22 protein-coding genes and 2 pseudogenes are annotated in these 24,409 nt (G+C 68.9%); 15 read left to right on the forward strand and 9 right to left on the reverse strand.

The window, feature by feature from the left end; translation table 11 throughout:
• Positions 1-3 precede the first annotated feature (3 nt).
• From trpD to GBA65_RS06240, 8 genes are all read left to right on the forward strand, one after another.
• Positions 4-1,041: an anthranilate phosphoribosyltransferase gene (gene trpD / locus GBA65_RS06205; protein ID WP_207956331.1), complete on the forward strand. Its 1,038-nt coding sequence runs from the start codon at positions 4-6 to the stop codon at positions 1,039-1,041.
• A complete protein-coding gene (locus GBA65_RS06210; RefSeq protein ID WP_166395821.1) occupies positions 1,038-1,808 on the forward strand; it encodes an indole-3-glycerol phosphate synthase TrpC in 771 nt (256 codons plus the stop codon). Before trpD ends, GBA65_RS06210 begins: the two co-directional genes overlap by 4 nt.
• A 312-nt stretch (positions 1,809-2,120) precedes the next feature.
• A complete protein-coding gene (locus tag GBA65_RS06215; RefSeq protein ID WP_207956195.1) occupies positions 2,121-2,420 on the forward strand; it encodes a nucleotidyltransferase family protein in 300 nt (99 codons plus the stop codon).
• Positions 2,407-2,754, forward strand: a complete 348-nt coding sequence (locus tag GBA65_RS06220) for a HepT-like ribonuclease domain-containing protein (RefSeq protein WP_166395823.1) — start codon at positions 2,407-2,409, stop codon at positions 2,752-2,754. The genes GBA65_RS06215 and GBA65_RS06220 overlap by 14 nt, the downstream gene beginning before the upstream one ends.
• A 200-nt stretch (positions 2,755-2,954) precedes the next feature.
• Positions 2,955-3,569 (forward strand): phosphoribosylanthranilate isomerase, encoded by a 615-nt coding sequence (locus GBA65_RS06225; protein ID WP_166395824.1) that lies wholly within the window; start codon positions 2,955-2,957, stop codon positions 3,567-3,569.
• Positions 3,553-4,779 carry a tryptophan synthase subunit beta gene (gene trpB / locus GBA65_RS06230; RefSeq protein WP_166395825.1) on the forward strand — a complete coding sequence of 409 codons (1,227 nt, stop codon included), beginning with the start codon at positions 3,553-3,555 and terminating at the stop codon, positions 4,777-4,779. Before GBA65_RS06225 ends, trpB begins: the two co-directional genes overlap by 17 nt.
• Complete coding sequence (accD, locus tag GBA65_RS27000) at positions 4,769-6,457, forward strand: acetyl-CoA carboxylase, carboxyltransferase subunit beta (protein ID WP_166395826.1); 1,689 nt, start codon at positions 4,769-4,771, stop codon at positions 6,455-6,457. Before trpB ends, accD begins: the two co-directional genes overlap by 11 nt.
• Complete coding sequence (locus GBA65_RS06240) at positions 6,454-7,452, forward strand: acetyl-CoA carboxylase carboxyltransferase subunit alpha (RefSeq protein ID WP_166395827.1); 999 nt, start codon at positions 6,454-6,456, stop codon at positions 7,450-7,452. The genes accD and GBA65_RS06240 overlap by 4 nt, the downstream gene beginning before the upstream one ends.
• Positions 7,453-7,455: 3 nt before the next feature.
• On the opposite strand, the gene GBA65_RS06245 is transcribed toward GBA65_RS06240, so the two are convergent.
• The 5 genes from GBA65_RS06245 to GBA65_RS06265 all read right to left on the reverse strand — a co-directional run bounded on the left by GBA65_RS06245 (position 7,456) and on the right by GBA65_RS06265 (position 14,966).
• The gene (locus tag GBA65_RS06245; RefSeq protein ID WP_166395828.1) at positions 7,456-10,566 is read right to left on the reverse strand and encodes a putative bifunctional diguanylate cyclase/phosphodiesterase; all 3,111 of its coding nucleotides are present in this window, start codon (positions 10,564-10,566) and stop codon (positions 7,456-7,458) included.
• Positions 10,567-10,720: 154 nt separating this feature from the next.
• Positions 10,721-11,602, reverse strand: coding sequence for an alpha/beta fold hydrolase (locus GBA65_RS06250; protein WP_166395829.1), 882 nt, complete (start codon positions 11,600-11,602; stop codon positions 10,721-10,723).
• Positions 11,603-11,611: 9 nt separating this feature from the next.
• Positions 11,612-12,661 (reverse strand): 6-phosphofructokinase, encoded by a 1,050-nt coding sequence (locus GBA65_RS06255; RefSeq protein ID WP_166395830.1) that lies wholly within the window; start codon positions 12,659-12,661, stop codon positions 11,612-11,614.
• A gap of 105 nt (positions 12,662-12,766) precedes the next feature.
• Positions 12,767-13,930 (reverse strand): AI-2E family transporter, encoded by a 1,164-nt coding sequence (locus GBA65_RS06260; RefSeq protein ID WP_166395831.1) that lies wholly within the window; start codon positions 13,928-13,930, stop codon positions 12,767-12,769.
• 160 nt (positions 13,931-14,090) lie between these two features.
• The gene (locus GBA65_RS06265) at positions 14,091-14,966 is read right to left on the reverse strand and encodes a TIR domain-containing protein (RefSeq protein WP_407691048.1); all 876 of its coding nucleotides are present in this window, start codon (positions 14,964-14,966) and stop codon (positions 14,091-14,093) included.
• 148 nt (positions 14,967-15,114) lie between these two features.
• Here GBA65_RS06265 and GBA65_RS06270 point away from each other — a divergent pair.
• Positions 15,115-15,608: pseudogene (locus GBA65_RS06270) on the forward strand (low molecular weight protein-tyrosine-phosphatase).
• Between the two features lie 82 nt (positions 15,609-15,690).
• Positions 15,691-16,455, forward strand: a complete 765-nt coding sequence (locus tag GBA65_RS06275; protein WP_166395833.1) for a fructosamine kinase family protein — start codon at positions 15,691-15,693, stop codon at positions 16,453-16,455.
• Positions 16,456-16,461: 6 nt separating this feature from the next.
• On the opposite strand, the gene GBA65_RS06280 is transcribed toward GBA65_RS06275, so the two are convergent.
• Complete coding sequence (locus tag GBA65_RS06280) at positions 16,462-17,085, reverse strand: NADPH-dependent F420 reductase (RefSeq protein WP_166395834.1); 624 nt, start codon at positions 17,083-17,085, stop codon at positions 16,462-16,464.
• A 109-nt stretch (positions 17,086-17,194) separates the two neighbouring features.
• On the opposite strand from GBA65_RS06280, the gene GBA65_RS06285 reads away from it, so the two are divergent.
• Positions 17,195-17,791: an antibiotic biosynthesis monooxygenase gene (locus tag GBA65_RS06285; protein ID WP_166395835.1), complete on the forward strand. Its 597-nt coding sequence runs from the start codon at positions 17,195-17,197 to the stop codon at positions 17,789-17,791.
• Positions 17,792-17,952: 161 nt separating this feature from the next.
• Here GBA65_RS06285 and GBA65_RS06290 read toward each other — a convergent pair whose 3' ends face one another.
• The 3 genes and pseudogenes from GBA65_RS06290 to GBA65_RS06300 form a co-directional block, all read right to left on the reverse strand.
• Positions 17,953-18,846 carry a hydroxymethylglutaryl-CoA lyase gene (locus GBA65_RS06290; RefSeq protein WP_166395836.1) on the reverse strand — a complete coding sequence of 298 codons (894 nt, stop codon included), beginning with the start codon at positions 18,844-18,846 and terminating at the stop codon, positions 17,953-17,955.
• Positions 18,846-20,004: pseudogene (locus tag GBA65_RS06295) on the reverse strand (CaiB/BaiF CoA transferase family protein). Before GBA65_RS06295 ends, GBA65_RS06290 begins: the two are co-directional and overlap by 1 nt.
• 41 nt (positions 20,005-20,045) lie before the next feature.
• On the reverse strand, positions 20,046-20,681 hold the full coding sequence (locus GBA65_RS06300) for a GntR family transcriptional regulator (RefSeq protein ID WP_207956197.1): 636 nt from the start codon (positions 20,679-20,681) through the stop codon (positions 20,046-20,048).
• Positions 20,682-21,163: 482 nt separating this feature from the next.
• On the opposite strand from GBA65_RS06300, the gene GBA65_RS06305 reads away from it, so the two are divergent.
• Genes GBA65_RS06305 through GBA65_RS06320 form a run of 4 tightly spaced genes read left to right on the forward strand, consistent with a single transcriptional unit; the run spans position 21,164 to position 24,385 of the window.
• Positions 21,164-22,030 carry an ABC transporter substrate-binding protein gene (locus tag GBA65_RS06305; RefSeq protein WP_166395838.1) on the forward strand — a complete coding sequence of 289 codons (867 nt, stop codon included), beginning with the start codon at positions 21,164-21,166 and terminating at the stop codon, positions 22,028-22,030.
• Positions 22,031-22,039: 9 nt separating this feature from the next.
• Positions 22,040-22,834, forward strand: coding sequence for an ABC transporter ATP-binding protein (locus GBA65_RS06310; RefSeq protein ID WP_166395839.1), 795 nt, complete (start codon positions 22,040-22,042; stop codon positions 22,832-22,834).
• Positions 22,831-23,583 (forward strand): ABC transporter permease, encoded by a 753-nt coding sequence (locus tag GBA65_RS06315; RefSeq protein ID WP_166395840.1) that lies wholly within the window; start codon positions 22,831-22,833, stop codon positions 23,581-23,583. Before GBA65_RS06310 ends, GBA65_RS06315 begins: the two co-directional genes overlap by 4 nt.
• Positions 23,576-24,385: an ABC transporter permease gene (locus tag GBA65_RS06320; protein WP_166395841.1), complete on the forward strand. Its 810-nt coding sequence runs from the start codon at positions 23,576-23,578 to the stop codon at positions 24,383-24,385. The genes GBA65_RS06315 and GBA65_RS06320 overlap by 8 nt, the downstream gene beginning before the upstream one ends.
• Positions 24,386-24,409: the final 24 nt, after the last annotated feature.

Here is a 24,409-nt window from a genome sequence, read left to right on the forward strand (position 1 = left end):
GCGCTGTTACGGGACGCGTTGAGGAAGGCGGCCTCCGGGGAGGCGCTGGCGGCCGGGGAGGCCGAGCGGGCGCTGGAGGAGATCATGTCGGGCGCGGCGAGCCCCGAGCTGACGGCGGCCCTCCTGACCGCCCTGAGGGTGCGCGGCGAGTCGGTGGGGGAGATCGTGGGCTTCGCCCGCGCCATGCGCCGCTTCGCCGCGTCGGTCGAGGCGCCGGAGGGCGTGGTCGACACCTGCGGGACCGGGGGCGACGCGAAGGGCACGATCAACGTCTCCACCGCCGCCGCGTTCGTCGCGCGCGGGGCGGGCGTCGCCATCGCCAAGCACGGCAACCGGGCCGCGACGAGCCTCGCGGGCTCCGCCGACGTCCTGGAGGCCCTCGGGGCGGAGATAGACCTCGGCCCCGAAGGGGTCGGGCGCTGCATCCGGGAGGCGGGCGTCGGCTTCATGTTCGCGCGCACCCACCACCCCGCGATGCGCCACGTCGTCCCCGTGCGCGCCGAGCTCCCGTTCCGCACGATCTTCAACCTCCTCGGCCCCCTGACCAACCCGGCCGGGGCGAAGAGGCAGCTCGTCGGCGTCTTCGGCGCCGCGTACGTCCGGCCGATGGCCGAGGCCCTGAGCGGGCTCGGCGCCGAGAAGGCGCTCGTCGTCCACGGGAGGGACGGGCTCGACGAGATCACCGTCACCGGCCCGACCCTCGTCGCCGAGGTCTCCGGGGGCGAGGTCTCCGAGTACGAGGTCTCGCCGGAGAATCTGGGCCTCGGCCGTCACGAGCCGGACGGCCTCCTCGGCGGCGACGCCCACACCAACGCCCGCATCCTGCGCGACGTCTTCTCCGGGGAGGAGAACGGCGCCGCCCGCGACGTCGTCCTCGCGAACGCCGGGGCGGCGATCTACGTCGCAGGCCGGGCCCCTTCGCTGAAGCAGGGGGTTCGCCTCGCGGAGGGCGCGATCTCCTCCGGCGCGGCGACCGAGGCCCTCGACGCCTTCGTCCGCGCCACCCGCCGCGCCAAAGATCTGGCCGGGGGCGCGGCGTGAGCGGCCGTCCCACCGTCCTCGACGACCTCGCCGCGGCGGCGGCGGAGCGCGCCGCGGCGTTGAAGAAGGCCAGGGACCTCGACGAGCTCTACCAGGAGGCCCTGCTCTACGAGAAGCGCGACTTCGCCGCCGCCCTGAGAGCACCCGGCCTCTCCGTCGTCTCCGAGATAAAGCGCGCCTCGCCGTCGGTGGGTTTTATCGGGGAGGTGGACCCGGCCGACTGGGCCGCGGGCTACGAGCGGCAGGGCGCCTCCTGCCTCTCCGTCCTCACGGAGCCCGACCGCTTCAAGGGCTCCCTGCAGGACCTGGACGCCGCGCGGGACCGCGTCGCCATCCCGGTGCTGCGCAAGGACTTCACCGTCGACGAGGCGCAGGTCCTCGAAGCCGGGACGCGGGCGGACGCGGTGCTCCTGATCGCGGCGCTCTTCGACGCCGCCTCCCTCGCCCGCTACGTCTCCCTCGCCGTCGAGGTCGGCCTGACGCCCCTCGTCGAGGTCCACGACGAGGCCGAGGCGGACCTCGCACTCGAGTCCGGCGCCAGCGTGGTAGGCGTCAACAACCGCGACCTCCGCGACTTCACCGTGGACCTCGCCACCTTCGAGAGTCTCGCCCCGCGCCTCGCGGGCGCGACCCTCGTCGCCGAGAGCGGCGTCAAAACGCCGGGGGACGGCCGCCGCCTGCGCGACGCCGGCGCCGACGCGGTGCTCGTCGGCGAGGCCGCCATGCGCGACCCCGCGCTCGTCGCGAAGCTCTCTGCCCTGCCGTAAGATCGTCGTACGAAGGAGGAGACTTGACTACGGCCAGGATCGAGTACCACGATGAGGCCTGCGAGCGTTTCGACGACGCCTGGACGCTGTGCTTCCAACGCTGCACCTATCACTACGACGACCGTGAGTCTCAGCCGGGCTACCGTTTCATCTGGCGCAGGCCCGACGGCACCCTGCAACCCGCGCGGGGACAGGCCCGAATACCGGACGCGGGTACCTTAGAACGCTTGACCGAGGCGGCAAGGGCTGAGGGTTGGTACGGGTAATACGTTCGAGCAGCATCGGGAAAGGAAGAACATGAATCGGGTCCCCGTGGAACACAAGCGGCGCGAGATCGAAGCGCTGTGCGAGCGGCACGGGGTCGAGCGTCTGGCGTTGTTCGGCTCCGCGCTACGGAGTGACTTCGACCCGGAGAAGAGCGACCTGGACTTCTCTGTGGAGCTCCGCCCGATGAGCCCGGAAAAGCATGCCGCAGCCTACTTCGGGCTTCTGGAGGACCTCGAGAAGCTGTTCGAGCGGCGCGTGGATCTGGTAGAGATCGGGGCGGTGCGCAACCCTTACTTGCGACGCAGCATCGAGGGCGAGCAAGAGATCGTCTATGCCGCGGCGTAGCAAGGAGGCTTACCTGTGGGACATCGCGGACTCGTGTCGGGCTGTCCTGGAGTTCGTGGGGGGCCGCGAACTCTCCGACTACCGCCAAGACCGTATGCTGCGGCGGGCGGTGGAACGCGAGCTATCCATAGTGGGCGAGGCCGTGAGCCAGGGTACGAGATACTTCCCCGAGCTCGAGGAACGAATCGGCCCCGTTCGTCAAATCGTGGCGTTCCGCAACCGCATCATTCATGGTTACGCCGACGTGGACTCCGACATCGTCTGGGCGGTAGTTCATGCCGAGGTTCCTCGGCTGCTCGAAAAGTGTGAGTCGTTCCTGAGAGACGAGTCTTAGCTTTGCGCGAAAGGTCGAGCGTCGACCGCACGGCATCGGAGCGGACGCGGTCCTCGCCGGGGAGGCCGCCATGCGCGACCCCAAGCTTGTCGTGAAACTCCCCGCTCCACCGTAGGTTCGTACGGTAGAACTTTCCTCTGCGTTCGCGCATCGGGGGCCGGGTTCGACGCGCCGGGCGCAGGGAGTACAATCTCATACCTATGGTCAAGGTAAAGGTGTGCGGCATAACGAACGTGGGAGATGCCCGGGCGGCGGTGGAGTTCGGCGCCGACGCGCTCGGCTTCGTCTTCGCTGAGAGCCCGCGGCGGGTCGGCGTGGAGGAGGCGCGGGAGGTCGCGGGGGCGGTGCCCGAGGGCGTCTTGAAGGTCGGGGTGTTCGTGAACGAAGAGCCGGGGGAGGTGCTCCGGGTCGCGACGGCCCTCGGGCTCGATTACGCGCAGCTTCACGGGGACGAGGGGCCGGAGACCGTAACCGAATTGAGGGACCGGGGCGTCAAAGTGATCAAGGCGCTCAGGGTGCGCGACGAGGGTTCGCTCGCGGCGCTGGAGAGGTACGACGCGGACCTTCTCTTGCTGGACGCCTACAGCGAGAAGGCGCGCGGGGGGACGGGCGAGAGGTTCGACTGGGGGCTGGCGAAATCGCTGAGGGGGCGTGGTAACATCCTCGTCTCCGGAGGGTTGGCGCCGGAGAACGTGCGCGAGGCGATCCGGCTCTTCGAGCCGTACGGGGTGGACGCTTCCAGCTCCCTGGAGAGCGTGCCCGGCATCAAGGACAGGGAGCGGGTCCGGAGGTTCATCTTTGCAGCAAGAAACTGACAAGACCGACCACTACTTCGGCTCCTTCGGCGGGCGCTACGTGCCCGAGACCCTCATTCACGCCCTGGAGGAGCTGGAAGAGGCCTACGAGCGGTACAAGGGCGACGGGGAGTTCGTGGCCGAGCTCGAGGGTCTCAGCAAGGACTTCGTAGGAAGGGCGACGCCGTTCATGTTCGCCGAGCGGCTCACCCGCAAGTGGGGCGGGGCGAACGTGTGGTTCAAGCGCGAGGACCTCGCGCACACGGGGGCGCACAAGATCAACAACGCCCTCGGCCAGATCCTGCTGGCCGACCGCATGGGCAAGGGGCGCATCATCGCCGAGACCGGGGCGGGCCAGCACGGGGTCGCGACCGCGACCGTCGCCGCGCTCTACGGCAAGGAGTGCGTCGTGTACATGGGCGAGGAGGACACCCGCCGCCAGGCCCCGAACGTCTTGAGGATGAAGCTTCTCGGCGCCGAGGTCGTGCCCGTGACGAGCGGCTCGGGGACGCTAAAGGCCGCGCTCAACGAGGCGATACGAGACTGGGTCACGAACGTCGAGGACACGCACTACATTATCGGGACGGTGGCCGGACCGGCGCCGTACCCGAGGATCGTCCGGGATCTTCAGGCCGTGATCGGGCGGGAGACCGAGGCGCAGGCCCACGAGCGTCTCGGCGGCGACCCGGACGCGATCGTCGCGTGCGTCGGCGGCGGCTCGAACGCCATCGGCATCTTCCACCCGTTCGTAGGGCGCGAAGGGGTCCGTCTGGTAGGCGTCGAGGCGGCGGGCCGCGGGCTGGAGACGGGGGAGCACGGGGCGTCGCTGACCGGCGGGGCGCCGGGGGTGTTGCACGGCTCCTTGAGCTACGTGCTTCAGACCGAGGACGGCCAGATCCGGGAGGCCCACTCCATCTCCGCCGGCCTCGACTACCCCTCCGTCGGCCCCGAGCACGCCTACCTCAAGGACGAGGGCCTCGTCGAGTACGTGAGCGTCACGGACGAGGACGCCCTGGAGGCGTTCGTCGAGTGCTCGCGCCTGGAAGGCATCATCCCTGCGCTGGAGACGGCGCACGCCATCTCCTACGCCGAAGGGCTCGCCAGGGAGCTCGGGCCCGGAAAGAACATGGTGATCAACATGTCCGGGCGCGGGGACAAGGACATCGGGGTCGTGGCCGAGCACCTCGGCATCGACGCCAGGGAGGCGGAAGAAGCTTCGGGTGACGAGTAGCGGCCAGAGAGAGGGCCGGATCGCTTCTCCCGCGGAGGGGCTGCGCGCGGCGTTCGCGGAGGGGCGGCCCGCGCTCATCCCGTACCTGACGGCGGGCTACCCGACGCTGGAGGGGGCCTACGAGGTGGGGGAGACGTACCTCGAGGCCGGCGCGGACGTCGTGGAGATAGGGGTGCCGTTCTCGGACCCGCTCGCCGACGGGCCCACGATCCAGAACACCGCGAACCGGGCCCTGCAGAACGGCGCGGACCTCCGGTACTGCTTCGAGCTCGCGAGCCGGTTCTCCGGGCGCGCCCCCGTCGTGCTGCTCGTCTACTACAACAACATCTTCGCGCGCGGCGCCGAGGGGTTCCTCCGCGAGGCGGCCGAGGCCGGGGTGTCGGGGCTCGTGATCCCGGACCTCCCCATCGGGGAGGCGAAGGCGTTCCGGGAGATGGCGGGGGCCCGGGACGTGGCGATCTGCCCGCTCGTAGCACCCACGACTACGGAGGCGCGCCTCGACAAGGTGGCGGAGGCCGCCTCGGGCTTCGTGTACTGCGTCTCGGTGGCCGGGGTCACGGGGCGAGGGAGAGCCTGCCGCCGGGGCCGTGGACCTCCTGAGGAGGGTCCGGGCGAAGGTCTCCGTGCCGGTGGCGCTGGGCTTCGGCATCTCGACGCCGGAGGCCGCGCTTCAGGCGGCGGGGGCAGGGGCGCAGGGCGTGATCGTGGGCAGCAAGCTCATGCAGATCGTCCACGACGGCGGGCCCGAGGCGGCGGGCGCCTGGCTGCGGGAGCTCAGGGCGGCGCTGGACGGCGGAACCGGAACGGAGGGGTAGAGATCAGGGCCTGGCTCAGCAAGCGGCGGGAGTACTCGAGGTCCGGCGGGAAGGGCCCGCAGGTGCCCGACACCGAGAGCGGCCTCGCCTCGACCGACGGCGTCTTTACCAAGTGCGAGTCGTGCGGGGAGCCGATCTACGAGAAGGACCTCGCGAACCGCTTCAACGTCTGCCCGCACTGCGAGTTCCACTACCCCCTCTCGGCCCCCGACCGCGTCCGGCTGCTCTCCGACGCGGGCACCTTCGAGGGTCGGGACGCGGGGATGCTCGCCGGCGACCCGATGGGCTTCGAGGGCTACGGGGAGAGGCTCGCCGCGGCGCGCGAGAAGACCGGCCTCGACGACGCCGTCCTCAGCGGCACGGCGAGGATAGGCGGGCACGCGGTCGCGATCGCGGCGATGGACTTCCGGTTCATCGGGGGCTCGATGGGGAGCGTGGTGGGGGAGAAGATCTCGCGCACCATGGAGCTCGCCTACGACGAGGGGCTCCCGCTCGTCGTCGTCTCCTCCTCGGGCGGGGCCAGAATGTTCGAGGGCGTCTACTCTCTCATGCAGATGGCGAAGACCAGCGTCGCCCTCAGCCGCTACATGACCGGCTCCATGCCCTACGTCTCCATCCTCGCCGACCCGACCTTCGGCGGGGTGACCGCCTCGTTCGCCACCGCCGCCGACGTCGTGATCGCCGAGCCCAAGGCCAGGATCGGCTTCGCCGGGGCGCGGGTCATCGAGAGCACGACGAAGGAGCGGCTGCCGGAGGGCTTTCAGACGGCGGAGTTCCAGAAGGAGCACGGGCTCGTCGACCGGATAGTCCACCGTCTCGCGCTCAAGAACGACCTCGAGCGCTTCCTGGGGCTGCTCTCGTGATCCTGGAGTTCGAGAAGCCGATCAAGGACCTGGAGGCCCGGATCTCCGGCCTGCACCGCCTCGCGGGCTCGAACGAGGGGCTGCAGGAGGAGATCTCGCGCCTCGAAGCCGCCCTCGAAGCGGCCAAGAGGCGCATCTACACGAACCTGACCCCCTACCAGCGGGTCCAGGTCGCCCGCCACCCCGAGCGCCCGGGCTTCCGCGACTACCGCGACGCCATAGCCTCGGACTTCTACGAGCTCTCAGGCGACCGGCTCGGGGCGGACGACCCGGCGGTGCGCGGCGGGCTCGCCCGTGTGGGCGGCCAACCCGTGGTCCTGCTCGGCCACGACAAGGGCGACGACGTGAAGACGCGCGTGGCGAGCAACTTCGGGATGGCCCACCCCGAGGGCTACCGCAAAGCCGGGCGCCTCTACGCCCTCGCCGAGCGCCTGCGCGTCCCCATCGTCGCGCTCGTGGACACGCCGGGAGCCTTCGCCGGGCGCCGGGCCGAGGAACACGGGCAGGCCTGGGCGATCTCCGCCGACCTCATGGAGCTCGCCCGGGTCCCCGTGCCGGTCGTCGCCGTGGTGATAGGCGAGGGCGGCTCGGGCGGGGCGCTCGCGATGTGCCTCGCCGACCACGTGGCGATGCTCGAGAACTCCTACCTCTCGGTCATAGCGCCCGAGGCCTGCGCCTCCATCATCTTCCGCGACGCCAAGCGCGCCGCCGAGGCCGCCGAGGCGATGAAGATCACGGCGGGAGACCTCCTCGCCCACGGGATCGTCGACGAGGTCCTCCCCGAACCCCTCGGCGGCGCCCACAACGAGCCCGAGGCCGCGACCTCCGCCGTTGACCGCGCCGTCTCGGCCGCCCTGGAGAGGTTCTCCCACGTCGAGCCCGAGACGATAGTGAAGGCCCGCTACGAGCGCTACCGGAGGATCGGGGCGCACCTCTCGGCGGGCGAGGTCGGGGGCGCCCCCGCCGAGCGTTCGCTGGAGGGCGTCGGGGAGTAGGGACTACGACGCCGGTTCGGGCGTCGAGGGGTCCGGGCCGAGCGTCAGGAGCGGCGGTATCTCCTCTGCGGGGACGGGGCGGGAGAAGAGGTAGCCCTGGCCGAGCTCGCAGCCCAGAGCCTTGAGCGTCTCGAGCTGGGCTCTCGTCTCTATCCCCTCCGCGACCGTGGAGAGGTTCAGGGCGCGGGCGAGGTCCACGATGGAACGGACGACCTTGCGGGCCTCGGGGTTCTCCGTCAGGTCCTCCACGAAGGAGCGGTCGATCTTGAGGACCTCCACCGGCAGCCGCTTGAGGTACGAGAGGCTCGAATAGCCCGTCCCGAAGTCGTCTATCTCGAGGCCGAGGCCGAGGGCTTTGAGGCCCTGGAGCTTGGCGAGGATGCTCTCCTCGTTCTCCAGCATCAGGCCTTCGGTGATCTCCAGGGAGAGGACCTCCGGGGGGAGCCCGCTCCCCTCGATTACGCGGGCGACCCTCTCCACCAGATCCTCCTGCCGGAGCTGCCTGACGGAGAGGTTGACGCTGATCCCGGGCGGCCGGGAGGGGCGCAGGCCCTGCCACTCGACGGCGCGGCGGCAGGCCTCTCCCAGCACCCACTCGCCGAGCGGCACGATCAGCCCGGTCTCCTCCGCGAGCGGGACGAACACCTCGGGCGGGACGTTCCCGCGCTCGGGGTGGTCCCAGCGCGCGAGGGCCTCGACGCCGGAGATCTCGCCCGTCGCGAGGCCGAGCTTGGGCTGGTAGTGGAGCCTGAAGCCGCTCCCGGCCGGGTCTTCGACCGCCCGGCGGAGGTCGTTCTCCAGCCGCAGGCGCTCCAGGGCGCGCGTCCCCATCTCTTCCTTGTAGACCGCGTGCCGCGTGCCGCCCTTCTTGGCCGCGTACATCGCCACGTCGGCCTCGCGCAGCAGGTCCTTCGCCGTCTTCTCCCCGAGGGCTCGGCCGTCCAGCCCGCCGAGGGCGACCCCGATGCTGGCCGTGACGAAGGTCTCCCTGGCGCCGAGGCGGAAGGGCTCCTCGAGGACCTCGAGGAGGCGCTCCGCCGCGCGGACCACCTCCCCGCTCCCCGAGACGTCCTCCAGCAGCACCGCGAACTCGTCGCCGGCGAGCCTCGCCACGGTGTCTCCGGGGCGGAGCGCCCCCCCGAGGCGCCCGGACACTTCGACGAGGAGGTCGTCGCCGGCCTCGTGGCCCAGAGTGTCGTTTACCGCCTTGAAGCGGTCGAGGTCGACGAAGAGGACGGCGACCCCGTCCGGCTCCTCTTCGTCCGTCCGCCGCGCGCGTTCGAGGGCGTGGTCCAGGCGGTTCATGAAGAGGGCGCGGTTGGGCAGGCCTGTCAGGGCGTCGTGGAAGGCGCGGTGCGAGAGCTGGTCCTCCAGGGCCTTGCGCCGGGTTATGTCGATGACGTAGACGCGGACGAGGGCGTTGCCCGTCACGAGGGAGACGACCCGGTGGTAGTACGCCTCCCCGACGCCGACCTCGTCGTCGACGAAGGCTTCCTCCCCGAGCGCGAGGCGGGAGATCGCGGCGTCGAGGTCGGAGAGGACGGGGTGCTCGCTCCCCTTCTCCTCCAGATCCGGGAACGTCTCCCGTCCGGCGGGGTTGCAGTAGGTGAGGTTCCCGGAGAGGTCCACCTCCATCACGGGGTTCGGGTTCAGCCTGGGGAAGGAGGCGAGGCGCGAGAGCTCCTCCTCGGCCTTCTTGCGCTCCGTTATGTCGCGGACCGTGACGATAACGCCGCCCACCCGCTCGTCGCTCGTGCGGTTGCTGGCGGTGACCTCGGCGTAGCGCCAGGAGCCGTCGCGGTGCGTGAGGCGGACCTCCATCAGCCCGTGCTCCTCGGGCCCGCTCTGCATGACCTCGCCGAAGAACTGCTGCGCCGTCTCCAGGTCGTCCGGGCGCACGAGGTCGAAGCCGTTCGTACCGAGGAGGTCCTCGGGCCTGTGGCCGAGGAACCGCTCCACCGAGGGGCTCAGGTAGGTGAGGTTGCCGTCGGGGGCGACGACCATGATCACGTCGAGCACGTTCGAGACGAGGGTGCGCAGGCGCTCCTCGCCCCGGCGCCGGTAGGCGCTCTCCGTGAGGGCGTGGGCCTCCAGGGCGAGCGAGACCTGAAAGCCCAAGGTCTCGAGCCCCTGTTTTATGTCCCCGGGCAGGGTGGCGTCGCTGGCGACGATGATCACGCCGCGGAGCTCCTCCTCGATGAGGAGCGGGATCATGAAGAAGGGCCGGGGCCTCGGGGTGAGGCCGAGGGCGCTGCGGAGCACGACGTCGGCGCTCGCGTCCTCGCCGCCGACGGAGCGCCCGTCCAGGAGCCGGGCGAGCTGGCCTTCGGGGAGGTTGCGGACGGCGAGCTTGTAGCCCATGATCTCCTCCGCCCGGTGGCCGGCGGAGGCGAGCACGTCCATCTCCTCCTCGGAACCCATCGCCAGGCCGGACCGGACGCTCGGCACCCCCTTGCCGACGAGACGCAGGGCGGCGGCGAGCGCCGCGTCGTAGACCATCTGCCGGTCGTGGGAGGCGGCGAGCGCCGCCCCCGCGTCCCTCAGGGTTCGCTCCCGGTCCAGGGCCCGGCCCTGGCGCGAGAGCGTGAGGGAGAGCAGGTGCAGCGTCAGGGACATGAGCACCAGGCCGAAGAGGTTCGGCAGGACGGAGGCCGGCGCGACGGCGTAGCCGCCCGTGGCGAGCGGGGTGAGGGCGACCGCGCCGTAGAAGGCGACGAGGTAGGCGGCCAGCACGGAGACGGCGTCGCGGGTGCGGCCGTAGAGCGAGCGGAACATCAGCCCGGCGTAGACCAGCCCGAGGGCGGAGGGCGGGTTGCCGGTGGCGAGGCAGGCCGCGCCCAGGGCGAGGCCCTCGAGGGCCGTGAGGGGGAGGGGGGAGAAGCCGCTCCGCCTGTACCCCCGAGCGTAGCGCCACGCCAGGAAGGCGAGCCCGGCGAAGGCCGCCGCGCGCAGGGAGGCCGGCGTCGGGTGATCGGAGGCGACGGTGGTGGGGACGACGAGCGCCGCCATCACGAGGCTGGCGAGCAAGAAGATCCAACGCACCCGGCTCAGCAGGCCGTCCGGCGGGGCGAAGGACCCCAGGAAAGCCATGCGTGCCGGGCCGGTGCCGGACAACCCTAACTATCTCCCGCGTCCGTCCGGTCCCCACACACCCTGCCCACCACCGCTAAGCCGCCCTCTCTGAGTGCCTCGCTGCCCAAGAATATTATCGTTCCCCCATCAAGAACGCTTTAGGCCGCCCGTACCGCGGGCGTCCGGGGAGGGCGGATCAGGCGGAGAGAAAGGCCGCGAGCTCGCGCGCCGTCTCCTCCGGCCTCTCCTCGGCGAGGTAGTGGCCCGCGTCCACGGGTCGGCCCCGCACGTCGCCGGCGTAGGCGCGCCAGACCTCGAGCACGCTGTAGAGCCCGTGCATCGCGCCGTTTCGGCCCCAGAGCGCCAGGAGGGGGCACTCTACCCTGCGGCCGTTCTCCCGGTCGGAGTCGTCGTGAGAGAGGTCTATCGACGCGGCGGCGCGGTAGTCCTCGCAGCTTGCGTGGACCGTGCGTTCGTCGAAGCACCGCTCGTACTCGGCGAGGGCCTCGGGGGCGAAAGTCTCGGAGGTCGAGCCGTACCGGCCGAGCACGGACCGGAGAAAGTAGGAGCGGCTGCCCCCGATCAGGGTCTCCGGGAAGTCGTAGGGCTGGGAGAGGAAGAACCAGTGGTAGTAGGCGGTGGCGAGGTTCCGATCGACGGTGGAGAAGAGGTGGCGGGTGGGCAGGATGTCGAGGACGGCGAGCCGCGAGACGCTCCCCGCGTGGTCGAGCGCCATCCGGTGTCCGACGCGCCCTCCCCGGTCGTGGCCGGCCACCGCGAAGCGCTCGAAGCCCAAAGAAGCCATCGCGCGCACCATGTCGTCGGCCATGGCGCGCTTGGAGTAGGCGACGTGGGCCTCGTCGCCCCCGGGCTTCGAGCTGTCGCCGTAGCCGCGCAGGTCGGCGGCGGCGACGGAGAACCCGGCGTCGGCGAGGAGGGGGGCCACGCCGTGCCACATGGCGTGCGTCTGCGGGTAGCCGTGGAGGAGCAGGACCGGCGGGCCCTCGCCGCCCAGGACGACGTTGATCTCCACCCCTTCCGCCCCCGCGACCCGGTGCCGCTCGAAGCCCTCGAACACGGCGCTGGCCTAGCCGAAGAAGGTGCGGGCCGCCCCGTAGAGGTCGTCCGGGACGGTCTTCGTCTCCTCGGTCGCCTCGGAGAGGTCGACCGTGACGATCTCGCTGCCGCGCAGGGCGACCATCTTGCCCCACTCGCCGTTCTTGACGGCCTCGGCGGCGCGCAGGCCGTACCTCGTGGAGAGGATGCGGTCGTAGGCGGTGGGGGTGCCGCCGCGCTGGAGGTGCCCGAGGACGACGTGGCGGGTGTCGATGCCGGTGCGCTCCTTGAGCTCTCCGGCGAGGCCCTCGGCGACGCCGCCGAGGCGGACGTGGCCGAACTCGTCCTTCTCCGCGGTCTGGGTGACGAAGTCCTCCGAGAACGTAACCCCCTCGGAGACGGCGACGATGCCCCACTTCTCGCCGTTCTCGGCGCGCTTCCGGAAGATGGAGACCATCTCGTCGACGTCCGGCTCCACCTCCGGGATCAGGGTGACGTTCGCGGCGCCGGCGACGCCCGCGCCCCAGGTGATCCAACCGGCGTGGCGGCCCATGATCTCGACGACGAGGATCCTCTCGTGGCTCTTGGCGGTGGTCCTGAGCCTGTCTATGGCCTCCGTGGCGATGGAGACGGCGGTGTCGTAGCCGAACGTGGTGTCGGTGGCGGAGAGGTCGTTGTCTATGGTCTTCGGGCAGCCGACGACCTGCGTGCCGAAGTCCTGGTGCAGCCTGCGCGCCACCCCCAGGGTGTCGTCGCCGCCGATGGCGACGAGGGCGTCGACGCCTATCTCGGCCATGTTGTCTACCACCTTTTTGGCGTCGCCTTCGTTCTTGTAGGGGTTGGTGCGGGAGGAGCCCAGGATCGTGCCGCCCTCGTCGAGGATGTAGCGGACGTCGCCGACGGTGAGGTTCACGACGGAGTCGGCCTCGGGAGAGAGGAGGCCCTTCCAGCCGCGCCTGATGCCCGAGACCTCGTAGCCGTAGTCGGAGATCGAGCGCATCGTGACCGCTCGGATCACGCCGTTCAGCCCCGGCGCGTCCCCGCCGCCCGTCAGCATCCCGACCCGGTTTACTTCGGCCATGATCTTCCTCCCTGTCTCGAAATCTCTGGAGGGGTCAGTCTACCCAAAAGCCGCGCGCAGCATCGGTTTGCGACGGAGGCTCTTCCCGGCGGTCGACGGGCGGGTCTACCGGCCGGGCGTGCGGCGGACCTTCGGAACGTCGTGGGCCGCGCCCGCGGGGTCCCCGGTGCGCAGGCGGACGCGGAGGAAGTCGAAGAGGACGCGCAAGACCGCCAGGGCCGGGACGGCGACGATCACGCCGAGGATGCCGAAGAGGCCGCCGCCGACGATCACGCCGAGAAAGACCAGGATCGGGTGGACGTGCAGGGTGTCGCCCTGGATCTTCGGCGTCAGGAAGTTGCCTTCGAGCTGCTGCACCCCGAGGAAGAGGAGCGCCGTCAGGAACGCGTCCGTCAGCCCCCCGAAGGCGAGCGCGACGAGCAGGGCCGGGATGGCGCCGAGAAACGCCCCGAGGTACGGGATGATCGCCGTGACGGAGACGATGGCCCCGAGGACGAGCGCGTAGGGCACGCCTATAAAGAAGAGGCCCACCGCCGAGACGGCCCCCTGGATCAGTAGTATCAGCGCGAGCCCGCCGAGGTAGCGCGAGAGGGAGTAGCCGAAGGCGTTCCACAGGCTCCTCGCGTCGCTCCGATAGTCGTGCGGCGCGGCCCTGAGGTAGAACGCCTTGATCTTGCGCACGTCGACGAGCAGGTAGATCCCTATAAACAAGACCCCGAGCAGGGTCACGAGGAAGTTGACGGTGCTGTAGACGAAGCCGAGCACCCCGCCGACCAGGCTGGAGCCTATCGACCTGACGGCGTCCACGAGGTTCTCCCTGACCCTGGAGATGAGTTGCTGGGGGTCGTCGTTGGGGAGCAGGCCCCTGTTCTCGAGGGAGTCCAGGGCGTCGCGCAGGTACTGCTCGGCGCTCGTCGCTATCCCGGGCGCCGCGCCTATAAGGGAGGAGAACTGCTGGGCGACGATGGGCACCAGGTAGAGCGCGGCGGCGACGATGATGCCCACCACCAGCAAGAACGAGAGCAGGATCGCGATCCCATGCGGCACGAAGCGCGAGAAGAAGCGCACGGGGAAGGAGAGCACCAGGGCGAGGGCTATCCCCCCGACCGCCGTCGTGAGCACGCTCGGCACGAGATAAACGGCGTACGCGAGGGTGACGATCACCGCCAGGATCAGGACCGTCCGGGTGCGGCGCGAGATCCGGATCGGGGTCGGATGCGCGGTGACGTCCGGCTCCCTCCTCCTGCGGCCCCCGAGCTTGCGCCTCACTGCCGCCCTCCGGCTCTCCGGTTTGGTCTGCGCAGCACCTTCGTCCGACATGAGACCGCTTTACCCTCTGACCCTCTCGGCTACGCGTGAAGCCGAACTAGAAGCGGACGCCTCTTGTCCTTGAGTACGGCAGCCAACCATCACTATTACAAAGAAAGCGTTAAGAATGCTCTTCGGAGACCGTTGCAGATGCTAAGTGCGAGAAGTCGAGACGCCGAATTGCACCAACACCGCATGCTTCGCAACAACCGTCCACCGCACCAAAAATCGTTTCCGTAGCAACTAGCATCTCGGGGTATTCAAATTCATTGCCAACGAGATCTACCCACTCGATCTGAAATAGAGGAGCTTGACCTAACTGCGCAGATCGCTCGAAGGCATCCTCATGATCCTCACGGATGGTGCATGTAAAACCGAGGGAATTCAGTCCACCTAGTACCCGCTTGAGCTTCGCAGGTGGGAGACCGGTCACGCGTCGGAGCAGGTCTACATAGATGTGCATGTTGTCTGGCAGTTCCTCCGGACAACCATGGACAAAAGCTAGTCCAATGACCTCACGCTCAACCTGCGTCATACGACGGAGAACATTGAACCAGTGGTGCGCGTGCTCTAACGCTATTTGTTGTGCATCAGAATCATTCTCAATGCCAAGCCTCTGGTACAGAAGATCAGGAATCGGCGGGAAAAACTCTTCCTTCTCCCGCGGCCCGAGTTTTTGCTCGATTAGGTCCACAAGCTCCGCAGGCGACGTTCCCCGTAGGTCTACATATCCAACAGTGTCAGGTAGACCCGGTATAGGCGTATGGTCGAAGCGAGCCGGAAGGAGGTAATCTCCTTGTTCCTTGATAGCCCGCGCTTGCGCACTACGCCGCTCATGATTAGTCCACACCTTTTCCGCGTAGTCTGTGGAGGCGAAGAGTACGCAATGCTGAGCAAGATTCTGATAAATGTCGTCCAAGTGAGCGTAGAGATCCTTACCCCATAGCTGCACCTTCTCGCGCTCATCGTAAAAGACGCGAATGCCCCTCTTGGCCAACAGATCTGCAACCTCTCGTACGTAAGCACGCTGTTCCCCTGCAAAGGAGAGGCAAACGTCATAATCGAAACGAGAGCTATCTCTGTCTGTTGTAGGCATTTACGTCACGCTCGCACGCTCGACTACATTACTAGTAAATTATACCGTTATGGTCCGCGTGCTCTTCGTCTGCCTTGGGAACATCTGCCGCTCGCCCATCTCCCAGGGCGTCTTCGAGGAGGTCGTGCGCCGCGAGGGGCTCTCGGGGGAGATCGAGGCTGACTCCGCCGGCACGCACGGCTTCTACCACGCCGGCGAGCCGCCGGACCCGAGGGCGCAGAGGAGCGCAATGGAACGCGGCATCGACCTGAGCGGCCAGCGCGCACGTCTCCTGAGTAGAGAGGACTGCGAGCGGTTCGACTACGTCCTCACGATGGACGAGGAGAACTACGAGAGGGTGGCGGCCCTCTGCCGGAGCGGCGAGGGGGGCGCCGTGATCCGGCCCTTCCTCGACTTCGCCCCGACCGTCCGGAGCGCGAGGTCCCCGACCCTTTCCACGGCGGCCCCGACGGCTTCGAGCTGGTCATGGACCTGGCCGAGGCGGCCTCGGAGGGGCTCCTGGAGGACATCCGAAGGCGGCACCCCATACCCCGCGTTGGCTGAGGAGGCCCTGGCCGGAGGGTAGAGGCGGCCCTCGGGAGAGGCTCGTCTCCGCCCGGCCTCTAGGCGGGGGTGCATCGGCGAGGTGTACCGGGCGGAGCTCTCGGACGGCTCGTCCGTGGTGGCGAAGGTCGACCGGAGCGGCGAGGCGAACCTCGGGCGCGAGGCGTACATGCTCCGCTACCTCCGCGAGAGGTCCGAGCTCCCCGTCCCGGAGGTCTACTTCTCCTCGGAGGGGCTGCTGCTCATGGAGTTCGTGGAAGGCGGGGGAGCCCTGTCGCCGGCAGAGCCTCACGCGGCGGAGTTGTTGTCGGCGCTGCACGGCGTCACCGCCGAAGCCTACGGGCACGAGCGCGACACCCTGATCGGCAGCCTCTCCCAGCCGAACCCGTGGACGCGCTCGTGGGCCGAGTTCTTCCGCGAACAACGCCTGCTCTACGCCGCGGGCGTCGCCCGCGAGGCCGGGCGTCTCCCGGCGAAGCTCCACCGGAGGGTACAGGATCTAGCCGGGAAGCTGGGGGAGATCATCCCGGACCCGGCACCGCCGTCCCTCATCCACGGGGACGTCTGGAGCGGGAACGTGCTCGCCAGGGGAGACAGGATCTCCGCCTTCCTGGACCCCGCGATCTACCACGCCGACCCGGAGATGGAGCTCGCCTACATAAGCCTCTTCGACTCCTTCGGCCCACGCTTCTTCGAGCGCTACGCCGAGCTTAGCGCCATAAGACCGGGCTTCTTCGAGGAGCGACGCCACCTCTACGCGCTCTACCCGCTCCTCGTACACGTTTACTACTTCGGCGGAAGTTACGTAGAGGCCGTCGACCGTACCCTCCGGCGCTTCGGGGCGTAAGCTCCCTCAACTCATCCCGGCCAGCGCCTCGCGCGCCTCGGCCGGGGACATCGGCACGTTGTAGATCGGGGAGCCCGGCTCCTGCCTCGCGCTCTGGGCCAGCGTGCCCGCGTCTACCGGCGCGAAGCCGATCTCTTCTACGAGGCGGGAGACGATCTCCTTCGCCTCCCCGTCGTCGCCCGAAACGAAGATGGTCTCCCGCTCCTCCAGCGGCGCCTCGGGCCTTCCGTTCTGCGCCAGCCTCGCGTAGTAGATGGTGTTGAACGCCTTGACGACGCGGGCGCCGGGGAGGTGGCGGGCGAGGAACTCGCTCTGGGCGCGGCCGCCGAGGTCGATCCCGCCGTCCCTCTCGGGGTAGTAGTTGGAGGCGGTCACGAAGACCTTGCCCGAGAGCCCCTCCGCCGGCAGATCCCCGTAGCGGCCGAACGGGATCGCCTCCATCACCACCTCCCCGAAGTCCGCGGCCTCCTCGACGGTCCCGGCCCGCGCGTTCGCCCCGATCTCCCGGACCAGCCCCTCCAGCGTCTCCGGCCCGCGGGAGTTGGCGACGACGACCTCGTGCCCGGCCCCCGCGAAGAGCCTCGCGGCCGTGGAGCCGATGTTCCCCGCCCCGATGATCCCTATCCTCATGCCGTGCTCCCTTCCTGGCCTGCACGGCATTCTTGCACAGCCGCGCGCTTCCACCGTCTGAACGACTAAACTGACCTTCGTCGTCCATCTACCCCCCGGAGCGCTAGCCGTGGACCACGTACACGAGCCCAACGACCACGAAGATCCCACCACCGGCGACGACCCGCCCGTGACGGGGATCGCCTCCCGACGGGTGGAGCCGGGCCGGGAGGGGGAGTTCGAGGAGTGGGTCTCGGGCATCCTCGCCGTGGTGAAGGAGTTCCCGGGCTACCTCGGCTCCGACGTGCTCCGGCCGAGCGGCGACGAGGACGACGAGTACAGGATGATCTACCGCTTCGACCACGTGAGCAACCTGAGGCGGTGGGAGGAGTCGGAGGAACGCCGGAGATGGCTGAGAAAGGCAGAGCCCCTGGTGCGCGAGGAGAACGTCCAGGTCCTGACCGGTCTCGAGCCCTGGTTCACGCTCCCCTCGAAGCCGGGCGAGCCCTCGCCGCCCCGCTACAAGATGGCGGTGGTGACCTGGCTCGCGGTCTTCCCGACGATCACCGTGATCTTCCTGGTCCTCAGGCCCGTCCTCAACGCCCTGCCCCTGCTGCTGCGCACGCTGCTCCTCACCCTGATCATGGTCTCCCTCATGACCTACGTGGTGATGCCCCGCATGACGCGCCTCTTCGCCTTCTGGCTCTACCCCGAGAGGAGGCGTTAGGCAGAGCTTCCCGCCCGGCGAGACGTCTTCCAAGCCGGTGCCGGAAACAGGACCTTCTGAGACCTTCCCCTAAGCCCGCTCGAGCCGTCGTCGCAGACCAGCACGTCCGTGAGCGTCCCTCCGACGACCACCGTCACGCTTCCCCCCTTCCCTCCGTTACCCTAGCCCGCCACCGGCTCGAAGACGCCGGCCTTGTACACCTGTCCCGGCAGCTCCTTGCCGAGCTTCCCCGAGAGCCAGCGCGCCACCTCCACGAGCGCCTTCAGGTCCACCCCCGTCTCGTAGCCCATCCCGTGCAACAGGTAGACGAGGTCCTCCGTGGCGACGTTCCCCGTCGCCTGTGGGGCGAACGGGCACCCGCCCGTCCCCCCGACCGAGGCGTCCAGGACCGTCGCCCCCGACTCCACCGCGGCCACCGCGTTCGCGATGCCGGTGTTGCGCGTGTCGTGGAAGTGGCAGCCCACGGTGACGCCGTGCGCCGCGGCCCCACGGACGAGCTCGCGCACCTGGAGCGGCACCCCGACCCCGATGGTGTCGGCCAGCACGATCTCGTCGGGCTGCGCCTCGGCCACCCTCCCGGCGATGCCGAGCACGTGCCCCGGCTCCACCGCCCCCTCGAACGGGTCCCCGAAGGCGGCGCTCAGGGTGATGGAGACCCTCACCCCGTCGAGCCGCGCCCGCTCCACGAGCCTCTCCGCGAGCGCGGTCGCGTCCGCGACGGTCGTGTTCTGGTTCTTCTTCGCGAACGTCTCCGTCACGGGGAACGCGTAGCGGACCTCGTCGACGCCCGCCTCGACGGCCCGCTCGTAGCCCTTCTCGTTGAGGACGAGCCCCGCGTAGACCGTGCCCTCGCGGCGGTGTAGCCCCCGCATCACCTCCTCGGCGCCGGCCATCTGGGGCACCCGCTTGGGGTTCACGAAGCTCGCCGCCTCGACCCTCGGGAGCCCCGCCGCGGCGAGCCTGTCGCACAGCTCGGCCCGCGTCTCCGGCGCGAGGATCTCCGCCTCGTTCTGGAGGCCGTCCCGGGGCCCCACGTCCACGATCTCGATGCGCATCAGATGATCCCCCTCTCTCGCAGGGCCTCGCGCTCCCCCTCGTCCAGCCCCAACACCCCGCCGTAGACCTCGTCGTTGTGCTCCCCGAGGGCGGGGCCGGTCCAGCGGACCTTGCCGGGGGTCTCCGTGAGGCGCGGGACGACGTTCTGCATGGGGAAGGTCCCTATCTCCGGGTCCTCCGTCCGGATCACGTTCCCCCTCGCCTCGTAGTGCGGGTCCTCGACCATGTCCTTCGCGGTGAAGACCTTGCCCGCCGGGACCCCGGCCTCGGCCATGGTCCTCAGCACCTCTTCCCCCGTGCGCTCCTCCGTCCAACCGGAGATCATGGCGTCGAGCTTCTCCATGTTCTCCCCGCGGGCGTGGTGGGTCGCGAACCGCTCGTCCTCGGCCCACTCGGGGTGGCCCATCGCCCTCGCGAGCCTCCCGAAGACGGTGTCGGCGTTCCCGGAGATCAGGACGTAGTCCCCGTCGCTCGTGGGGTAGAGATTGGCGGGCGCGACGAACGGCAACACGGTCCCGGTCCGGCCGCGCACGTGCCCGGTGAGCTCGTACTCTGGGATGGTGCTCTCCATGAGGGCGAGGACCGCCTCGTAGATCCCCACGTCCACCACCTGACCCCGCCCGTCGTGGGCGTCGCGGTGGTACAGGGCGGTCAACGCTCCCAGGGCCCCGAAGGTAGCGGCGAGCGAGTCGCCCAAGGAGATCCCGCTTCGCGGTGGGGGGCTGTCCGGGAACCCGGTGACGTGCCGGATACCGCCCATCGCCTCCCCGATAGCCCCGAACCCCGCCCGGTTCTTGTAAGGACCGGTCTGCCCGTAGCCGGAGACCCGCACCATGACGAGCCCCGGGTTGATCCCGAGAGCTTCTCGTACCCGAGGCCCCAGCGCTCCATCGTCCCCGGCCGGAAGTTCTCGATCACGACGTCCGCCTCCGCCACGAGGCCCTCGCGAGCTCCTGGCCCTCCTCCTCCCGGAGGTTCAGCGTCACGGACTTTTTGTTGCGCGCGATGATCGGCCACCACAGGGTGCGCCCCTCCTTGCGGTGGCGGCCCCACTCGCGCATGGGGTCGCCCTTCCCCGGCGGCTCGACCTTTATGACCTCGGCCCCGAAGTCCGCCAGAAGCTGGCCGCAGAAAGGCCCCGCCAGCAAGCTCCCCATCTCCACGACCCGCACCCCCGCGAGGGGGAACCCGTTCTCGCTCACTCCCTGCCCTCCTCCAACGCCCTTATGACGGTATCCCTACCCTCGTAGACGTGCTCGCGCATGACGATCTCGGCCCTCTCCCCGTCGCCGGCTTCGAGGCTCCGGAGAAGCTGGCGGTGGTGGTGGTTGGAGACCTGCCTCTCCTCCGGCGTGTACCAGTAGAAGGCCTTGAACACGAGCGGGAGCTCGACGGTCCGGTCGAGCAAGCCCCGCAGCCTGCGATTGCGGCCGGCCTCCACGATCCCGCCGTGAAACTCCTGGTTGCGCGCCACGAGCCACCTCGTCTCCTCCTGACGGTCCGAGAAGCGACCCTCCACCGCCTCCATCTCGGCGGCGACCGCGCGCAGGCGTTCGAACTCCTTCTTTGTTATGCGTCCGGCGGCACGCCGCGCGGCGTGACCCTCCAGCAGGGCCCGCAGGTCGTAGACGTCCCAGACGTCCTCCATGCCGAACCCGCGCACGACCGCGCCCTTGTTCGGCACGATCTCCACGAGGCCCTCCGCCTCCAGCCTCGTCAACGCCTGCCTGACCGGCGTGCGGCTGACCCCGAGACTCCGGGCCAGCTGCTCCTCCACCAGCCGCCCCCAAGGCTCGTACTCGCCGACCATGATCATGCTCCGCAGCCGTTCCACCACCTCCGCGTTCCCGGCTCTTCTTCGCCCATCGGCCGCGCCTGCGCCCAAAAACCTCGCCTCCCCAACGCCCCTGCGGACCTCCCGGATACGACGACTTTTGTATACAAAAATAATGTACGCCGTTAATTGTGTCAATGACATCAAAAAAATGTGCTGCAAAAACGGGGGTAAACGATTCGGGAAGCAGATTTCTTCTTGACAAGAAGTGGCCAAAGGCTTAGTTTGTATACAGGAAGGGAAGCATCGTCCGGGCGGTAGGGCGGCCGGGCAGGAAGGGGAGAGGGATGAACGGGGCTGTCGGGCGTGTGGGGAGCGAGATCACCCGCGGTCAATTCTTGAAGGGTGCAAGCATGTTGGGGCTGGTCGCCGGGGCCGGGGGGTTGCTTACGGCGTGCGGCGGAGGTGGGGGAGGGGCTTCCGGGCCGGTCGGGTTGTCGGTGAGCCATTACCCGACGCTCTTATATACCGTTCCGTGGGCCGTGGCGATAGAGCAGGGGTACTTCGAGGAGCGGCAGATACAGCTCGAGGAGATCGTGGGCTCCAGCGGCGGCGGGACCACGGTTCGGAACGTCGTCACGGGAGGGCTGCCGCTCGGGGCGGTGGCTACGCCGGCGGCGATCAACGCGTTCAACGAGGGTTCCGGGCTGAAGATACTTGGGGGTGCCATCGGGAACACGGCGGACGTCAGCTTCGTGACGCTCCCCGACCGCGGCATAGAATCCATGGAGGACCTGCCAGGGAAGACGATGGGGTTCAGCAACCCGGGGTCGGTCACGGAGGGTTGCGCCGTGCTCGCGCTCCAGGGGGCGGGGATAGAGCTCGGCGAGGTCAAGTTGCAGGCGATGGGCGGGCTCTCCGAGGCGATCACCGGGCTCAAGGAGGGCGTGATAGACGTGGCGCCGGTGATCCTGCCGACGGCGATCAGCCAGGTCGAGGAGGAGGGCCTCGTCCCCGTCTTCCAGACCACCGAGTACGTCGACGCCTTCCCGCAGCTCGTGATGATCGCCACCTCGCAGACCGTGGGCCAGCAGCCCGAGCTCCTGCAATCGCTTATGGAGCTGTACGGGCAGGCCGTGGACTTCACGGTCGAGAACCCCGAGGAGGCGGCCGCGGCCTGGTCGAAGAACTCCGAGGTCGCCGAGGAGGACGCCGTGGCTTCGCTCGAGGCCATCGACCCGTCCACCTACTACACGACGACCCTGAGCGCGGACTCCCTGAACCTCGTCGTAGAGGAGATGAAGGCGATCAACCTGCTCGAAGAAGGGGACGAGGTCGACTGGGGGGAGCTTCTGGACCAGCAGTTCCTGCCGGAGGACCAGCGCGTGGATCCGGCGGAGCTCGCGTAGGCGGCGGACGTGCATATCCAGATAAAGGACGTGCGGAAGGTCTTCGAGGGCAGGGGGGACGAGAAGGTCGAGGCCCTCTCCGGGATAGACCTCACCGTCTCCGAGAACGAGTTCGTCGCCATCGTCGGGCCGAGCGGCTGCGGGAAGAGCACGCTGCTCGAGATCGTGGCGGGGCTCACCGAGCCGTCGGGCGGGGAGGTCCTCATAGGGAGGGACCCGATAAACGGGCCGCACCCCGAGGTCGGGATCGTCTTCCAGCAGGAGTCGACCTTCCCGTGGAGGACGGTGCTTGAGAACGTCGAGTTCGGCCTCGAGATGCACGGGGTGGGGAAGAAGGAGCGGCGCGAGCGTTCGCTGGAGCTCATCGAGCTCGTGGGGCTGCAGGGGTTCGAGGGGCGTTACCCGGGCGAGCTCTCCGGCGGGATGCGCCAGCGCGTCGCGATCGCGCGCACGCTCGTCATGGATCCCGGGGTGCTCCTCATGGACGAGCCCTTCGGCGCCCTCGACGAGCAGACGCGCCTCATCCTGGGCGACGAGCTCCTGCGTATCTGGTCGCGCACCGAGGCCACGGCGCTCTTCATAACCCACTCCATCGAGGAGGCCACCCTGCTCTCCGATCGGGTCGTCGTCATGAGCGCCCGGCCGGGGACCACGAGGAAGGTGGTCGAGGTCGACCTCGAACGGCCGCGCGACTCCAGCGTGGTCAGCACCCCCGAGTTCGGACGGCTGACCGGCGAGATCTGGGAGGTCTTGCGCGAGGAGTCCATGAAGACGCTCAAGGGCCAGGAGAGGGGCGGGTCGTGAGCTTCGGGGCGAAGGTACGCCTGACGCGCTGGGCCGTCGTACTCGCGGCGATCGCGGCGCTAGAGGTCATGCCGCGCATAGGGTTTGGGGACTCGATTACGCTGATCCCGCTCAGCGAGATCCTGCCGGAGCTCTTCGAGATGATCGCGAGCGGCGAGATGACGGAGCACCTCCTCGCGACCGGGGGGGCATTCGCTCTGAGCTTTCTGCTCGCGGCCGTCACCGGCGTGCCCTTGGGCTTCTTGCTCTGGCGCTACAAGCCGCTCAAGCGAACGCTGGACCCCTACCTGACCACCTACTACGCCATCCCGATCTTCGCCTTCTACCCGCTGTTGCTCGCGGTGCTCGGCTTCAACATCTGGCCCATCGTGTTCATCGCGTGGGCCTGGGCGGTCGTCGCCGTCGTGATGAACACCGCGATAGGCTTCGGCGAGGTGCCGCAGGTTCTAACGAAGGTCGGAAAGAGCATGAACCTCAGCCGCTGGCAGACGATCTCGAGGATCTTCTTCCCGGCCGCCGTCCCGTACATCTTCACCGGGCTCAAGCTCGGGATGGTGTACTCGCTTATCGGGGTGATCGCCTCGGAGTTCGTGCTCTCCACGCGCGGCCTCGGCTACCTGGTCTCCTACAGCTACGTCAACTTCACGACCGCCGCGATGTACGCGGCGATGCTGCTCATACTGGCGCTCGCCATCCTCCTGAACTGGGCGCTCGGCGGCATCGAGAGGAGGTTGTACGGCAATGTCTGATGCGGCCGGACACGCAACGAGCCCGGCGGGGAGCGGGGCGAGGAGCGCCCGGCTGGACCCGGTCCGGATCGCCCAGGTCCTCTTCCCGTTCGGGCTGCTCGCGCTGTGGCAGGTTCTCGCGGTGGCCCTCGGGGACTTCTTCGTCGCCGCGCCGCTAGCCTCCTTCGGAGCCCTCGTCGAGGGCGTCCGGAGCGGGTGGCTCGGGGAGAACGGCGGCGTGACCCTCCTGGCGCTCGTCTACGCCTACGGCCTCGCCGTGGTCTTCGGCGTGGTGATCGGTTTCCTGCTCGGGCTCTCGCGCTTCGCCTACGCGGTCTTCGAGCCCATCGTGATCGCGCTCTACGCCCTGCCGAAGGTGGCGCTGTACCCGCTCTTCCTCTTCGCGTTCGGGCTCGGGATCTCGTCGCAGGCGTGGTTCGCCATGTTCTTCGGGGTGTTCCCGATCCTGATCTTCACGATGAGCGGGACGCAGAACGTCGGGGAGGTCATGTTCAAGGTGGGCCGCTCGCTGCGTCTCTCGCGCTTCCAGCTTTTCCGCTCCGTGGTCTTCCCCTCCATCCTGCCGTCGATGGTCGCGGGGCTCAGGATCGGCTTCGGCGTCACCTTCCTCGGGGTCGTGCTCTCCCAGATGTTTGCCGCCAAGAGCGGGCTCGGGTTCGTCCTCATTCAGAGCGTAGAGCTCCACGACATGCCGCAGCTCTACGGCCTCGTCGTGCTGCTCACCCTCTTCGCCTTCGTGATCAACGGCGCCTTCATGCTCTGGGAGCGCCGCCTCACGAGGCACCGCCCCGAAACGGGCTGAGGGCACGGACGAGCCGCAGCCTCA

This window comes from Rubrobacter marinus, assembly GCF_011492965.1.
GTDB classification, from domain to species: Bacteria; Actinomycetota; Rubrobacteria; order Rubrobacterales; family Rubrobacteraceae; genus Rubrobacter_F; species Rubrobacter_F marinus.

Excerpts from the sequence above, each read along its gene's own strand:
- GBA65_RS06220 (WP_166395823.1), top strand. The coding sequence starts at position 2,407 with ATGCCGCGGCGTAGCAAGGAGGCTTACCTGTGGGACATCGCGGACTCG.
- GBA65_RS06225 (WP_166395824.1), top strand. The coding sequence starts at position 2,955 with ATGGTCAAGGTAAAGGTGTGCGGCATAACGAACGTGGGAGATGCCCGG.
- GBA65_RS06255 (WP_166395830.1), bottom strand. The coding sequence starts at position 12,661 with ATGGCCGAAGTAAACCGGGTCGGGATGCTGACGGGCGGCGGGGACGCG.
- GBA65_RS06280 (WP_166395834.1), bottom strand. The coding sequence starts at position 17,085 with ATGAGGATAGGGATCATCGGGGCGGGGAACATCGGCTCCACGGCCGCG.
- GBA65_RS06290 (WP_166395836.1), bottom strand. The coding sequence starts at position 18,846 with ATGCGCATCGAGATCGTGGACGTGGGGCCCCGGGACGGCCTCCAGAAC.
- GBA65_RS06320 (WP_166395841.1), top strand. The coding sequence starts at position 23,576 with ATGTCTGATGCGGCCGGACACGCAACGAGCCCGGCGGGGAGCGGGGCG.